Origin of the sequence: Pseudonocardia sp. T1-2H (assembly GCF_038039215.1) — a bacterium.
Lineage (GTDB): Bacteria > Actinomycetota > Actinomycetes > Mycobacteriales > Pseudonocardiaceae > Pseudonocardia.
On the sequence record NZ_JBBPCL010000001.1, the window covers coordinates 5,653,183 to 5,666,642 of the forward strand.

Annotated in this window: 11 protein-coding genes and 2 pseudogenes; 5 read left to right on the forward strand and 8 right to left on the reverse strand. The window is 74.6% G+C overall.

All coding sequences use genetic code 11. The features are described from left to right. Window positions 1-237: 237 nt before the first annotated feature. The 4 genes and pseudogenes from WBK50_RS27795 to WBK50_RS27810 form a co-directional block, all read left to right on the forward strand. A pseudogene (locus WBK50_RS27795) lies at window positions 238-1,815 on the forward strand (circularly permuted type 2 ATP-grasp protein); the annotation flags it as partial. Further along, entirely contained in the window at window positions 1,806-2,729 is a 924-nt protein-coding gene (locus WBK50_RS27800; protein ID WP_341338427.1) for an alpha-E domain-containing protein, read from the forward strand. The pseudogene WBK50_RS27795 and the gene WBK50_RS27800, both read left to right, overlap by 10 nt. Further along, a complete protein-coding gene (locus tag WBK50_RS27805; RefSeq protein ID WP_341338428.1) occupies window positions 2,726-3,601 on the forward strand; it encodes a transglutaminase family protein in 876 nt (291 codons plus the stop codon). The genes WBK50_RS27800 and WBK50_RS27805 overlap by 4 nt, the downstream gene beginning before the upstream one ends. Window positions 3,602-3,609: 8 nt before the next feature. Further along, on the forward strand, window positions 3,610-4,656 hold the full coding sequence (locus tag WBK50_RS27810; protein WP_341338429.1) for a zinc-binding metallopeptidase family protein: 1,047 nt from the start codon (window positions 3,610-3,612) through the stop codon (window positions 4,654-4,656). Window positions 4,657-4,820: 164 nt separating this feature from the next. On the opposite strand, the pseudogene WBK50_RS27815 reads toward WBK50_RS27810, so the two are convergent. Both WBK50_RS27815 and guaB read right to left on the reverse strand, forming a co-directional pair. Further along, a pseudogene (locus tag WBK50_RS27815) lies at window positions 4,821-5,956 on the reverse strand (GuaB3 family IMP dehydrogenase-related protein). 32 nt (window positions 5,957-5,988) lie between these two features. Continuing rightward, on the reverse strand, window positions 5,989-7,494 hold the full coding sequence (guaB, locus tag WBK50_RS27820) for an IMP dehydrogenase (RefSeq protein ID WP_341338430.1): 1,506 nt from the start codon (window positions 7,492-7,494) through the stop codon (window positions 5,989-5,991). 202 nt (window positions 7,495-7,696) lie between these two features. Between guaB and WBK50_RS27825 the strand changes: the two genes are divergently transcribed. Continuing rightward, complete coding sequence (locus WBK50_RS27825) at window positions 7,697-8,083, forward strand: DUF5319 domain-containing protein (protein WP_445942314.1); 387 nt, start codon at window positions 7,697-7,699, stop codon at window positions 8,081-8,083. A 78-nt stretch (window positions 8,084-8,161) separates the two neighbouring features. On the opposite strand, the gene WBK50_RS27830 is transcribed toward WBK50_RS27825, so the two are convergent. The 6 genes from WBK50_RS27830 to WBK50_RS27855 all read right to left on the reverse strand — a co-directional run bounded on the left by WBK50_RS27830 (window position 8,162) and on the right by WBK50_RS27855 (window position 13,448). Continuing rightward, window positions 8,162-8,542: a hypothetical protein gene (locus WBK50_RS27830; protein ID WP_341338432.1), complete on the reverse strand. Its 381-nt coding sequence runs from the start codon at window positions 8,540-8,542 to the stop codon at window positions 8,162-8,164. Continuing rightward, on the reverse strand, window positions 8,539-9,366 hold the full coding sequence (locus WBK50_RS27835) for an anti-sigma-D factor RsdA (RefSeq protein ID WP_341338433.1): 828 nt from the start codon (window positions 9,364-9,366) through the stop codon (window positions 8,539-8,541). Before WBK50_RS27835 ends, WBK50_RS27830 begins: the two co-directional genes overlap by 4 nt. After that, window positions 9,367-9,939: a sigma-70 family RNA polymerase sigma factor gene (locus WBK50_RS27840; RefSeq protein WP_341338434.1), complete on the reverse strand. Its 573-nt coding sequence runs from the start codon at window positions 9,937-9,939 to the stop codon at window positions 9,367-9,369. 566 nt (window positions 9,940-10,505) lie between these two features. Beyond that, window positions 10,506-11,102 (reverse strand): response regulator transcription factor, encoded by a 597-nt coding sequence (locus WBK50_RS27845; RefSeq protein ID WP_037046231.1) that lies wholly within the window; start codon window positions 11,100-11,102, stop codon window positions 10,506-10,508. A gap of 192 nt (window positions 11,103-11,294) precedes the next feature. Continuing rightward, entirely contained in the window at window positions 11,295-12,293 is a 999-nt protein-coding gene (locus WBK50_RS27850; RefSeq protein WP_341338435.1) for a hypothetical protein, read from the reverse strand. 39 nt (window positions 12,294-12,332) lie between these two features. After that, a complete protein-coding gene (locus WBK50_RS27855) occupies window positions 12,333-13,448 on the reverse strand; it encodes a MerR family transcriptional regulator (protein WP_341338436.1) in 1,116 nt (371 codons plus the stop codon). Between the last annotated feature and the right edge of the window lie 12 nt (window positions 13,449-13,460).

Below are 13,460 nucleotides of genomic sequence, written 5' to 3' on the forward strand. Positions count from 1 at the left end.
GTCGCGGCCGGAGCGACGGTCACAATGAACCGACGCGCACGCGGCCGGAACAGGAGATCGCATGACCATCCGGGCTCACCCGGTCCGGCTCCGCCCGGCGACGCGCGGCCGCACCCCCGGCGCGGGCCGGCCCGACCTGCGACGAGCGGGAGCGGCGCGGCGGTGAGCACGCTCCCGTCCGGCGAGCGAGCCGGCCACCCGGGCCCCGGCTCCCCGGAGCACGCGGCGGCCGACGAGATGCGGACCGCCACCGGCGACGTCCGTCCCCTGTGGACGGGGCTCGCGGGGGTGCTCGACGCCGCCGGCCCGGCCGGGCTCGCGGCCCGCCGCGCGGACACCGAACGCCTGCTCGCGGACGACGGCGTCGCCTACCACCCGCCCGGCGCCGAGGACGAGCAGCTCTGGGAGCTGGACCCGCTCCCCCTGATCCTCGACGGCGCGGACTGGTCCTCGCTGCAGGTCGCGGTCGCGCAGCGGGCCGAGCTCGCGGACCGGCTGCTCGCGGACCTCTACGGCCCCCGGGACACGATCCGCCGCGGGCTGGTGCCGGTGGAGGTAGTCGACGGGCATCCCGGCTACCTGCACGCCTGGCGACGGCCTGCGGGGACGGTGCCCCGGCGCGAGCTGTTCCTCTGCGGTGTCGACCTCGGCCGCTCCCCCGACGGCTGGGTCGTCCTCGACGACCGGGTCCAGGCCCCTTCCGGCGCCGGGTACGCGATGGCGAACCGCCGGGTCGTCGCGCGGGTGCTCTCGGCGCTGCACCGGCGCTCCCGGATCCGCCGGCTCGGCCCCTTCTTCGAGGCGATGCGCGCCGGCCTCGCCGCCGAGGTGCCGGGAGCCGACGAGCCGCGAACCGTCCTGCTCACCCCCGGCCCCCACTCGGAGACGGCCTACGAGCAGGCGCTGCTGTCGTCGCTGCTGGGCGTGCCGCTCGTGCTCGGCTCCGAGCTCACGGTCCGGGACGGCAGGGTGTGGCAGCACGCGCTGGGCCGCCTCGAACCCGTCGACGTCGTGCTCCGCCGGCTCGACGCACAGTGGTGCGATCCGCTGGACCTGCGGCCGGACTCCCGGCTCGGCGTCCCCGGCCTGACGGAGGCCGCCCGGCTCGGCACGGTCAGCGTGCTCAACGGCCTGGGCAGCGGCGTCCTGGAGAACCCGGGCCTGCTGCCGTTCCTCCCCGCCGTGTGCGAGGCGCTGCTCGGCGAGCCTCTGACTCTGCCCTCGGCGCGGACCTGGTGGTGCGGGGATCCGCTGTCCCGCGCCCACGTGCTCGCCCGGCTGCCCGAGCTGGTCATCACCCCGATCGCCCGCGGCGAGGGCCGCACGACGGTCCGCGGGGCGGACCTCACCGAGGACGGGCGCGCCGCACTGGCCGCCCGGATCGAGGCCGAGCCCTACGCCTGGGCCGGCCAGGAGCAGGTGCCGCTGAGCACCACGCCCGTCCTGAGTCCCGCGCCCGTCCCGGGTGGCAGCGGCGTCACGTCCCGGTCCGTGTCGCTGCGAGCCTTCGCGGTCGCGACCGGGGACGGCTGGGAGGTCCTCGACGGCGGCCTCGCCCAGGTCCCGGCCCTCGACGGCGGCCATCCGGCCTTCGAGGGCACGGCGACGCTCGCGAAGGACGTCTGGATCGTCGGTGAGCGCCCGGAGCAGGCGGCCGGGCCCTGGTCCGACGACACGGGCGGCCCTCCGGTCGTCGTCCCGCTCCGGGGGGTCTCGCCGCGGGTCGCCGAGGACCTGTTCTGGCTCGGCCGCTACTCCGAGCGCGCCGAGGACACCACCCGGCTGCTTCGCGCCGTCGCGGACCGGTGGGCGGACTTCCGGACCTCCCCGAGCCGGCCGGTGCCCTCGCGCTCGGCGCCCTGCTGCGCGCGACGACCGCGATCACCGGCACGGACCCCGGCTTCCTCGCCGACGGCCCGGACCGGACGCCGCCCGCCGTCGAGCTGCATTCGTTGCTCTGCGACCGTGAGCGCCCGGGCACCCTCGGGTTCGCGGTGCACCGGCTCAACCTCTCCGCGCAGGCTGTCCGGGAGCAGCTCTCCACGGACACCTGGCTCGTGCTGAGCCGGCTCGACGAGGTGCTCGCCCGCCTCGCGGCCTCGCCCCCGACCCGCAACGGCCCCGACCCGGACCTGGACGGCGCGCTGGTCTCCGGCGCGCTCGACCGGGTCCTCGCGGGGCTGCTCGCGCTCTCCGGTATCGAGGCGGAGAGCCTGGTCCGCGACGCGGGGTGGCACCTCCTCGACGCGGGCCGGCGGATCGAGCGTGCCCAGCACGTCGTCGCGCTGCTGCGGGAGACGCTCGGCGAGGACCCGGGCGGCCAGGCCGGCCGGCTCGTCACCGAGACCACCGTGATCGTCGCGGAGAGCGTGATCACCCACCGCCGACGGCACGCCGGGCGCCGGGACGTCGCGCCCGTGCTGGGCCTGCTGCTCACGGACCGGGACAACCCGCGCGCCGTCGCCTACCAGCTGGCCCGGCTGGAGGAGGACCTCGGCGCGCTGCCCGGACCGGTGCCGGACGCGCTCGCCGCCACCGTCGAGCGGCTGGCCGCGGCGGACCTCGGCGCGGCCGCCGCGCGGGCCGCGGACGGCTCCCGGGCGGGACTGCGGCTGCTGCTCTCCGGGCTCGGGGACGACCTCGCCCGGCTCGCCGAGCAGATCGCCGCGGCCCACTTCGCCCACGCCGCCGGGCCCCGCCCCTACGACCCGCTGGTGGCGACGCCGTGATCCGCTACACCGTCACCCACCGCACCCACTACACGTACTCCGGCGACGTCTCGACGAGCTTCGGCCGCGCCCACCTGCTCCCCCGCGATCAGGCGGACCAGCGCTGCGGCGCCGCCGAGATCGTCCTGGACCCCGCGCCGGACGAGCTGCGCGAGCACACCGACGCGTTCGGCAACCGTTCCACCTACTTCGTCGTGCGCAGTCCGCACCGGGAGCTCACCGTGCTCGCCCGCAGCACCGTCACGGTCGAGCGGCCGGAACCGGCCCCGGCGCAGCGGCCCTGGGAGGCGGTGCGGGACCTGCTCACCGGCACGGCCGACGACGTGCTGGACGCGCGCACCTTCGCCGTCGCGTCACCGCGGCTGCCCGCGCTGGCGGAGGTCGCCGCCTACGCCCGGCCGTCGTTCCCGCCCGGGCGGCCGCTCGGCGAGGCGGTCGGGGACCTGTGCACCCGGGTCCACGCCGACTTCTCCTACGTCAGCGGTTCGACGACCGTGCGCTCCACCGTGCTCGACCTGCTCGAGGGCCGCGAGGGCGTCTGCCAGGACTTCGCGCACCTCGCGGTGTCCGGGCTGCGCTCGGTCGGGCTGCCGGCCCGGTACGTCAGCGGGTACCTGGAGACCCTGCCGCCGCCCGGCAAGCCCAAGGTGCGGGGCGCGGACGCGTCGCACGCCTGGGTCTCGGCCTGGACCGGTGACGGCTGGCTCGACCTGGATCCGACGAACGACCGGGTCGTCGACTCGTCCTACGTCGTGCTGGCGCACGGGCGGGACTACGGCGACGTGCCACCGTTGAAGGGCGTGCTCTTCACGGACTCGGGCGGGAGTGTGATGACGGTGGCGGTGGACATGGAACGGACGGAGGACGGGTAGTTCGCCCGGTGCGCGCCTTCACCTGCCCCCACTGCTCGGCCCTGGTGTTCTTCGAGAACTCCGTGTGCCTCACCTGTGCCACCGCGATCGGCTACTCGCGCGCGGAGGGCGCCTTCGTCGAGGCGGCGGGCCGGACGCGGTGCGCGAACCGGTCCCTCGCCACGTGCAACTGGTTCGCCGAGGACGACGGTCCGCTGTGCGGCTGCTGTGCGCTGACCCGCACCCGCCCCCGGGACGACGACGCCGAGGGCCTCGAGGCGTTCGCCCTCACCGAGGCGGCGAAGCGGCGGCTGGTCTACCAGCTCGACGACCTGGGCCTGCCCGTCGTCGGCCGGGACGTCGACCCGGAGGGCGGGCTGGCGTTCGACCTGCTCTCCAGCGCGAACGAGCCGGTGGTCACCGGGCACGCGAACGGCGTCGTCACCCTCGACCTCGCGGAGGGCGACGCCGGGCACCGCGAACGCCTGCGGATCCAGCTCGCCGAGCCCTACCGGACGCTGCTCGGGCACCTGCGCCACGAGACCGGCCACTGGTACTGGGAGGTGCTCGTGGACCGGCCCGGCCGCGGCGAGGACTTCCGCGCCGTGTTCGGCGACGAGCGCGCGGACTACGGCGAGGCGCTGCAGCGGCACTACGACTCGAACCCGCCCGCGAACTGGGGCGACACGTTCGTCAGCACCTACGCGACGGCCCACCCGTGGGAGGACTGGGCCGAGACCTTCGCCCACTACCTGCACATCCGGGACACCTCGCAGACCGCGGCGGCGTTCGGCGTGGTGGTCAACGGACCCCAGAACGTGCAGGTCCGTCCGGACGAGGGGCTGGTCTCCGAGCCGCAGGAGGCGTCGTCGGACTTCGCCGGGATCGTGGCCGCCTGGCTGCCGCTCACCTACGCGCTCAACGCCGTCAACCGGTCCATGGGGACCACCGACCTGTACCCCTTCGTGCTCGCCCCGGCCGTCCTGGACAAGCTCCGCTTCGTCCACGACCTGGTGACCGCGGACCGCGCGTACCTCCCCGCCGAGCCGGCCGAGCCCACCGCGGTGGCCGGCTGACGCACAGCGTCGTGAGCGGTGGGCCGCTCGTTCCCCTGTCCGCCGATGAGATCCGGGTCGCCGCCGCCGTGCTGCGTCGCGCGCGGGGCGTTGTGCGCCCGGGCCGGAACGACCCCTTCGGGTCTGCTTCCGGTCCAGAAAGCTCAGGTCGGAAGGATGATGTGTCAGCCGCGGACGGTGAGCCCCACCCGCTGGAACTCCTTGAGGTCGCTGTAGCCGGTCTTGGCCATCGCGCGGCGCAGCGCGCCGAACAGGTTGACCGTGCCGTACGGCGTGCTCGACGGGCCGAAGAGCACCTGCTCGAGGGAGCGGTCGCTCTGCGCGAACCCGGTGACCTCCGAGCGCGGGAGCGACGGGTGCGCCGCGGCGGAGGTCCAGTAGAGGCCCTCGGCCGGGGACTCCGCGGAGTCCGCGAGCTGCTCGCCGAGCATGACGGCGTCCGCACCGCAGGCGATGGCCTTCGCGATGTCCCCGGAGCCGGTGATGCCGCCGTCCGCGATGACGTGGACGTAGCGGCCGCCGGTCTCGTCCAGGTAGTCCCGGCGGGCCGCGGCGGCGTCGACGATCGCGGTGGCCATCGGGACGCCGATGCCCAGGACGTCGTCCGTGGTGGTGGCGGTCGCCTGGCCGTAGCCGACGATGACGCCCGCGGCGCCCGTACGCATGAGGTGCATCGCGGTGCGGTAGTCCCCCACGCCACCGGCGACGACCGGGACGTCCAGGGAGTTGATGAAGTCCTTCAGGTTGAGCGGCTCGTCCCCGGCCGAACCCACCGCGACGTGCTCCGCCGAGATGATCGTGCCCTGTACGACGAGGATCTCGACGCCGCCGGCGAGCAGCATCGGGGTAGCGCGCGGGCCCGCTGCGGGCTGACCCGCGCCGCGACCGTGACCCCGGCGTTCCGCACGGTGGCCAGCGCCTCGGCCAGCAGGTCCGGCTGGATGGGCGCGGCGTGCAGCTCCTGCAGGACCCGGATGGCGGCGGCCGGGTCGTCGGAGTCCGCGGCCTCGACCACCCGGGCGAGCGCCCCGTCGGCGTCCGCGTGCCGGGCCCAGAGGCCCTCCGCGTTCAGCACCGCGAGCCCGCCCAGCTTGCCGACGGCAGCCGCCGTCGCCGGGGACACCACGGCGTCCGTCGGATGCGTCACGAGGGGGATCTCGAACCGGTAGGCGTCCAGCTGCCAGGCGGTCGAGACCTCCTTCGAGCTCCGCGTCCGACGGGAAGGAACAATCTCGACCTGGCTCAGGTCGTAGGCCCGACGGGCCTCTCGGCCCATCCCGATCTCCACGAGGTCACGCACGGGTGACCAGGGTAGACGGTCCTCCGGTCGTGCTAGCGACCGGCGTAGTTCGGGGCCTCGACGGTCATCGTGACGTCGTGTGGGTGGCTCTCCTTGAGCCCCGCGGAGGTGATCCGGACCAGCTGCGCCTGCTGCAGCTGAGGGATCGTCTGCGCCCCCGCGTAGCCCATGCCGGAGCGCAACCCGCCGACCAGCTGGTGCACGACCGAGGAGAGCGGCCCGCGGAACGGGATGCGTCCCTCGATGCCCTCCGGGACGAGCTTGTCCTCGCTGAGCACGTCGTCCTGCGCGTAGCGGTCCTTCGAGAACGACTTCGTGGTCCCGCGCGACTGCATGGCGCCGAGCGAGCCCATCCCGCGGTAGGTCTTGAACTGCTTGCCGCCCACGAAGATCAGCTCACCCGGGGACTCGGCGGTCCCGGCCAGCAGGCTGCCCAGCATGACCGTGGACGCCCCGGCCGCGATGGCCTTGGAGATGTCCCCGGAGTACTGGATGCCGCCGTCCGCGATCACCGGGACGCCCGCGGGCGCGCACGCCCGGGAGGCCTCGTAGACCGCCGTGATCTGCGGCGCGCCGACCCCGGCGACCACGCGGGTGGTGCAGATGGAGCCCGGCCCGACGCCGACCTTCACCGCGTCCGCCCCGGCCTCGACGAGCGCCTGGGCCCCCGCGTAGGTGGCCACGTTCCCGCCGACGACGTCCACGGACTCGCCGACCTCGGCGCGCAGCTTCGCGACGGTCTCCAGCACGCGTCGGGAGTGCCCGTGCGCGGTGTCCACCATCAGCACGTCCACGCCCGCCTCGACCAGGCCCATCGCGCGGGAGTACGCGTCCTCGCCGACCCCGACCGCGGCGCCGACGACGAGCCGGCCGTCCGGGTCCTTGGTGGCCAGCGGGTACTTCTCGGTCTTGTTGAAGTCCTTGATCGTGATCAGGCCGCGCAGCACGCCGTCGCCGTCGATGATCGGCAGCTTCTCGAGCTTGTGCCGGCGCAGCAGGCCGAGTGCGGCCTCCGCCGTGACACCCACCCGCGCGGTGATCAGCGGCGTCGGGGTCATCACCTCGTGCACCGGGCGGTCGTGGTCCATCTCGAAGCGCATGTCCCGGTTGGTGATGATGCCGACGAGCCGGCCGCCCGTGTCCGTCACCGGCAGGCCGGAGATGCGGTACTTGGCGCACAGCGCGTCGACCTCGGCCAGCGTGGCCTCCGGCGAGCACGTCACCGGGTCCGTGACCATCCCGGCCTCGGAGCGCTTGACCACCTCGACCTGCGTGGCCTGCTCCTCGGCGGACAGGTTGCGGTGCAGCACGCCGAGCCCGCCCGCGCGGGCCATGGCGATCGCCATCCGGGCCTCGGTGACGGTGTCCATCGGGGAGGACACCAGCGGCACCCGGATCCGGACGCGCCTGCTCAGCTGCGTGCTCGTGTCCACCCCGCTCGGGACGACGTCCGATTCGGCGGGCAACAGCAGCACGTCGTCGAAGGTCAGGCCGAGCATCGCGAACTTCGGCGGCAGTCCGGCCGTCTCGCTGGTCATGATGGCTCGTTCGTCATGATTGGTCGTGCACCCTTCACCGACTCCCGGACACGGCGTCGCCGCCGTACCCACCATCGTATCGGTGCACGAGAACCCTTCGCGGGCCACCGCGGGAGGTCCCGGCCACACCGCGTTCCCCGAGGGTGAACACACCCGTTCGGCGACGCGGCCCGGGGCGGCCGGCCCTCTCCGACGAGGTACCGTGGACCCTGTGTCATCGGATGCCCTGCCACCGGACCCCTTCGCGGGCGACCCGCAGGACCCTGCCCTGTCGCTGGAAGACGAGCACAGTGACGAGCACGAGGAGCTCGGCCCGGACGAGCAGGAGGAGGTCCGCGCGGACCTCGCCGATCTCGCCGTCTACCAGGCCCTGCTGGAGCACCGTGGCGTCCGCGGCATCGTGGTGGACTGCGGGGACTGCGGGGAGCAGCACTTCCACGAGTGGAACCTGCTGCGTGCGAGCCTGCAGCAGCTCCTCGAGGAGGGACACATGCGCCCGCACGAGCCTGCGTTCGACCCGGACCCGGCCCAGTACGTCACCTGGGAGTACTGCCGGGGCTACGCGGACGCGATGATCGCGGACAGCTGAGTCCGGCCCTCCCCACGCACGAGAACGGCCCCCGAACCTCCGTCGGAACGGAGATCGGGGGCCGTCGTCGTTCGGGCGTCAGGCGGGGGTGGAGGTGGTCCCCGCCGTGGAGGTGCCGGTCCCGGACGACTTCGCCGTGGTGGTGCCCGACGTCGTGGTGCCCGACGTCGTCGTGCCCGAGGCCGTCGGGGTGGCCGGGGCGCTCGAGGACGACGGGGTCGCGTCCGGGGCGCCCTCCGAGCTGGGCGTCGGCTCGGTGCTGGAGGACGGCGCCGTCGAGGACGACGGGGCCTCCGACGACGTGCCGCTGCCCGGCGCGCTCGTGCCCGGCCGGTTCGGCGTCCGCGGGTCACCCGAACCGGTCCCGGTGCCCGAGGTGCTACCCGGCGACGTTCCCGTGCCGGGGTTGCTCGGCCCGGCGCCCGGCGAGGACGAGGTGCCCGACGCCGGTGGGATCACCGGTTCCGGCTGGCCCTCGGTCCCCGGGGGGAGGGCGGCGGGGTGCCGTCCGACAGCGGCGCCTTCGGATCCGTCGGCGTCCCCGAGGGCGTCTCCGACACCTTGGCGGCGAGGAACTCCTGCTGCGCGGCGAGGTAGGTCCTGCCCTCGTCCGGCTGCACCTTCGCCAGCAGCGGCGCGAGGTCCGCGATGTCCCGCTGGGCACCGGCGGTGTCCCCGTGGGCCAGCTTGTCGTTGACGGCGGCGATCCGGTCCCGCACCTCGAACGCGGCCTGCCGCGACTCCGCGACGTTGCTGTACAGCACCCGGGTGACCCCGAACAGCGGGTCCCCCGGCTGCGCGTCGTGCGCACCGAGCGAGACACCGCCGATGCTGAAGACCAGCAGCGCGGCGGCCCCGGCGAGCGGGATCAGGTGCCGGCGCCGGGCCGAGCGGGGCGCACCCGACTCGACGGCCTGCACGGCCTTGTCGGTGCTGACCAGCTCCGGGATCGGATCGGCGTCGACCTCGGCCTTCCAGGCGGCGAGCATCGCGACCACTCGGTCGTCGTCGTCGTAACCGGACAGGCCCGGCGACGAGACGGAGAGGCCGGCGGAGAGCGCGTTGATCAGCTCGTCGTCCGCCTGCACGGCGACGAGGTCGATCGGCTCCTCGGCGAAGCCGCCGTCGTTCGGGTCGTCCGCGGCGCGGCGTTCACGGCCGTGCAGCGGGATCGGACGGGTCACCATGCCGTCCGGGTGCGCACCGTTGCCGCCGTTGGTGCGGCGCCCGTTGGCGGACCGGCGGGAGTTCCGGCTGAACGGGTTGTCGTCCTGGTCGGGCACTCAGACCACCTCCTCCTCGGGCATGTTCCTGCGTAGTCGGGCGAGTGCGCGGTGCTGGGCGACGCGGACGGCGCCCGGGGTGGAGCCGACCGCGTCCGCAGTCTCCTCCGCGGAGAGGCCGACCACGACGCGCAGGACGATGATCTCCCGTTGTTTCTCGGGGAGCTGGTCGAGCAGCCGGGCCATCTGGCCGGAGAGCTCGCCGCGCAGGGCGCGCTGCTCCGGGCCGTCGGAGCCGTCGAGGGCGTCCGGGACGTCCGCGACCGGCTCGGATCTGTTACGGGTCGCGGCACGGTGCGCGTCGATCACCTTGTGCGACGCGATGCCGTACACGAACGCCAGGAACGGTCGCCCCTGGACGCGGTACCCGGGTAGGGCCGTCAGCACGGCCAGACACACCTCCTGCGCGACGTCGTCCGCCGAGACGGACGAGCGGTCCATCCGTCCGAGCCGGGCGCGGCAGTACCGCACGACCAGAGGCCGGATGGTGGCCAGTACACGTTCGACCGCTCTGCGGTCACCTGCCATCGCAAGTGCCACCAGCTCGTCGGGAACGTCTGTCGCTTCACTCATCGCGCAGAGTCGTCCAGGCGTTACGCAACATGTTGGTCATCATCCGTTCGTGAGGCCGACCACGCAGAGTGCCGGAATCTGGCCATCAGCGCCGATCACCGTAGCGAAGGCGCCGGGCGGGAGACGACCCGCTCCTCCTCTGCGAAGACGCCGGGAGGCCCCGGAAGTTGCCTCCGATCGACTCTGACCGCCCATGGGTCGCCGGGCGTCGGCGAACGGTCACGGAGACGGAACTACCGAAAAGAGACCTCAGACCGACGTTCCGTGGCCGGACGGGCACATGCGGTGGCGGGCACCAAGGGCCCGGGCGATGCCCGTCGATCCCCTGTGCGGTCCACACACAGATGCACGACGGCGAAACGGCGAAAGGCCGGCGCGGGGTGTCGTCACGCGGGACACCCGGCTCCGGCCGGGGCGACACGGGGCCGGTGCGGTGGCCACCCTCGGGCGGCCACGGCACCCCCTGACGTGTCGTGTGGTCGTGCTCCCGGACCCCCGTCCGGGTCGTGCGAGGCGGCGGGGACGGACCCCGGCGCGGCAGGCCGGCGCGGGCCGGCCCGGGAAGACTAGGAGACCAGTCCGCGGCGGAAGCCGTGGGCGACCGCCTGGGCGCGATCCCGCACGCCGAGCTTGCGGAACAGCCGGCGCGCGTGCGTCTTGACCGTGTCCTCCGAGAGGTAGAGCTCGCGGCCGATCTGGCCGTTGCTCTTGCCCTGGCTCATGCCGCGCAGCACCTGGAGCTCGCGCTCGGTGAGCTGCACGCCGGGGTCCGCGGGTGCCCGCGGAGTGGGTACGGCGGTGCTGGCGAGCGTGTGCGCGAGCGCGGCCACGAGCTCCGGGCGGGAGGCGTCCCACCGGAGGTAGCCACGAGCGCCCCCGGCGATGGCCGCGGCGATGCTGCCCGCGTCGTCCGGGGCGCCGAACACGATGACGTTGGCCTGCGGGTGCGCCGCGACCAGACGGCGCGTGGCCTCGACACCGGTGGGCACGGCACGCTGGGTGCCGACCAGGACAACGTCGACCGGCTGCCGGGAGAACCGGGCCAGCAACTCGTCCCCGTGGGCGACGCAGTCGATCCTGTGCACCCCCGGTACAGCGGACATCACGCGGGTAAGACCTTCGCGGACGCTGCGACGATCGTCGCAGATGAGTACCGTCGTCACGACGATTCCTTCCTGCAGCTTCCTGCAGCCGGGTGATGTGTCACCCTCCGCTTCGGCGGGTGACAGGCTCACCTTGACACGATCAGGGCGGGTTTGTGCCCTCCATTAGAGACCCTTGCGCCGAACGGCGCTTGTCATGTGGGTGACAAGGCCCGAATGGAGTAATTACCGTACCGCGTTTCCCGGGGCCATTTACACCACCTCCCTCATCAGCCGGCGCAGTTGCGGATCACTTCGGGTGAACATCGCGCTCAGCGCGTGAGCGGCGGCGTGTCGTCGGCGTGCCGCGTCGCTCGCCGCACCGTTCACCGATTCCGGTGCCGTTCGGCCGTGTCGCTCGTTTGTGCGAACCGCTGCCCCGGACGGGTTGTGCGGTCCCCGGCGCCCGACGGGCGGACCGTCCGTGGCGGCCCCGGCGAGTCCCGCGGCGGCGAGCAGGGCGGCCCAGCGGAGCGGGAGCAGGCCGAGCTCGCCGGCCTCCTCCGCGAGGGCGTCCAGGCGCGCGCTCCCGGCACTCCCCGCGCCTTCGACGAGGCCGGCCCGGGCGGCCACGAGCCCGGCGACCTCGGCCACGAGCCGGGACTTCAGGAGATGCCGTGCGGAGCCCCACCGCCGGGCGCCGGCGACCGCGTCCGCCGCGGCCCGGACGGCCACGGCCGGATCTCCGCGCAGCAGGGCGATCTCGGCCCGGACCCAGCCGGCCCGGATCGTCGAGCGCGGCCCGGCGCAGTCCCCGAGGACGGCGTCCGCCCTCGTCAAGAGGGAGGTGGCCGCTGCGGCATCGGCGCGGCCGACGGCGTCGGCGGCGAGCCCGACCAGCCCGTCGACGAGCGCGGTGCGGGCGTCGATCCCCAGCGCCGCGGCGCCCGGGTCCGGCCGGCCCGCGGCCGTCGCGAGCCTGATCCCGAGGCCGTCGAACCGGGCCGCGGCGCCGTGCCCGCCGAGCTGACGCAGGTGCGACGCGCGGGTCACCGCGGCGTGGGCGGCGAGCGCCCGCGGCGTCCGCGGGTCCGCCGCCAGCACCTCCAGGAGGGCTGCCGCGGCGGCGTAGCGGCCCTGTCCTCCGAGCGCCACGGCGGCCGTCCAGCGCGCCGTCGGATCCGCTCGGCGCGGTGACACCACCGACACGCCGGGACGGGGGCCGAACGCGATGGACCACAGCTCGGGATGCGCTATGTGGGTGGAGACCATTCAGGTAGTTCTCGTTCTTTCTTCACTCACACGTCGCAGCTAGGGAAGGGCGGCCTGGGTCAGTTGGTCGGTGGCGTCGGCCAGGGATTCCAGGTGGGTCACCGGCGCCGGGAGCCCGACGTTCGTCCAACCCGGCCCTGCCACAAACGAGCGGACCCTCGGTCGAGTGACGGGCAGGCCGCGAATCACCCCGGGTGACGCGGTGCTCCTGCTCTGGGACCAGAGCACCAGCGCGACCGGCGCGGTCCGCCGGATCGCGGACGCCAGGGCGTCGACCGGCAGGTCCGCACCCAGGGACCGGCACGGGACCCCGCGTTCGGCCAGGACCGCGGCGAGCACCGCCAGCGGCAGGTGGTGTCGCTCACACGGGGCCGAGGCGAGCACGACGGGCCGGCCGTCGTGCGCCGGCGGGCCCTGCAGCGACCGGGCCGCGCAGACGGCGAGCACGGCCTCGCTGACCAGGTGCTCGATCTCCACGCAGGTCCCGGTGGACGCCCAACGCTCGGCGATCCCGTTCAGCACCGGGCGGACGACCTCGTCCCAGGTCCGCTGCAGCCCGTCCGCCTCCGCGGAGTCCAGGAGCAGCTCGCGGACCGTCCCGCTGTCCATCGTCAGGGCCGCCCGGGCGAGGCCGCGGGCCCGGCGTCCGGCCCTCGGCATCGACAACATCCGGCCGCCGACCCGGACGCGCCCGCCCGGGTACGCCTCGGCGGTCGCCGGGCCGCCGGGCCCCGGGCCGACGTCCGGGCCGGGGCCGCTCTCCGGCCCCGGTCCGCCGGTCGGGCCGCGGGCCGGCTCCGCCGCGGGCCGGGCCGTCGGGAGGGTCGCCGCGGACAGCGCGAACCGGGCGGCCTCCGCCGGGGACACCCCACGGACGAGGGCCTGCTGCATCAGCTCGAGGCGGGCCAGGTCCGCACCGGAGTAGCGGCGGTGCTGGCCGGGGCGGTGCTCCCGCGGGCCGAGGCCGTAGCGGCGGTCCCAGGTCCGCAACGTCGCCGGGGCGACGCCGAGCCGGCGCGCCGCGGCGGCGACGGTGAGCCGGGGATGTTCCGCTGCCGAGCTGTCGGGACCGGCGATGTCGGGGTACGTCGGCGACACGGATGTCGTCGTCGCCTCCGGGTGCACCGCGCCATCGTCCGGGGCCCGGGTCCCCACGGCAACTCCGGG

Excerpts from the sequence above, each read along its gene's own strand:
- WBK50_RS27840 (WP_341338434.1), bottom strand. The coding sequence starts at position 9,939 with ATGAGTGAAGCGACAGACGTTCCCGACGAGCTGGTGGCACTTGCGATG.
- WBK50_RS27850 (WP_341338435.1), bottom strand. The coding sequence starts at position 12,293 with ATGGTCTCCACCCACATAGCGCATCCCGAGCTGTGGTCCATCGCGTTC.
- guaB (WP_341338430.1), bottom strand. The coding sequence starts at position 7,494 with ATGACCAGCGAGACGGCCGGACTGCCGCCGAAGTTCGCGATGCTCGGC.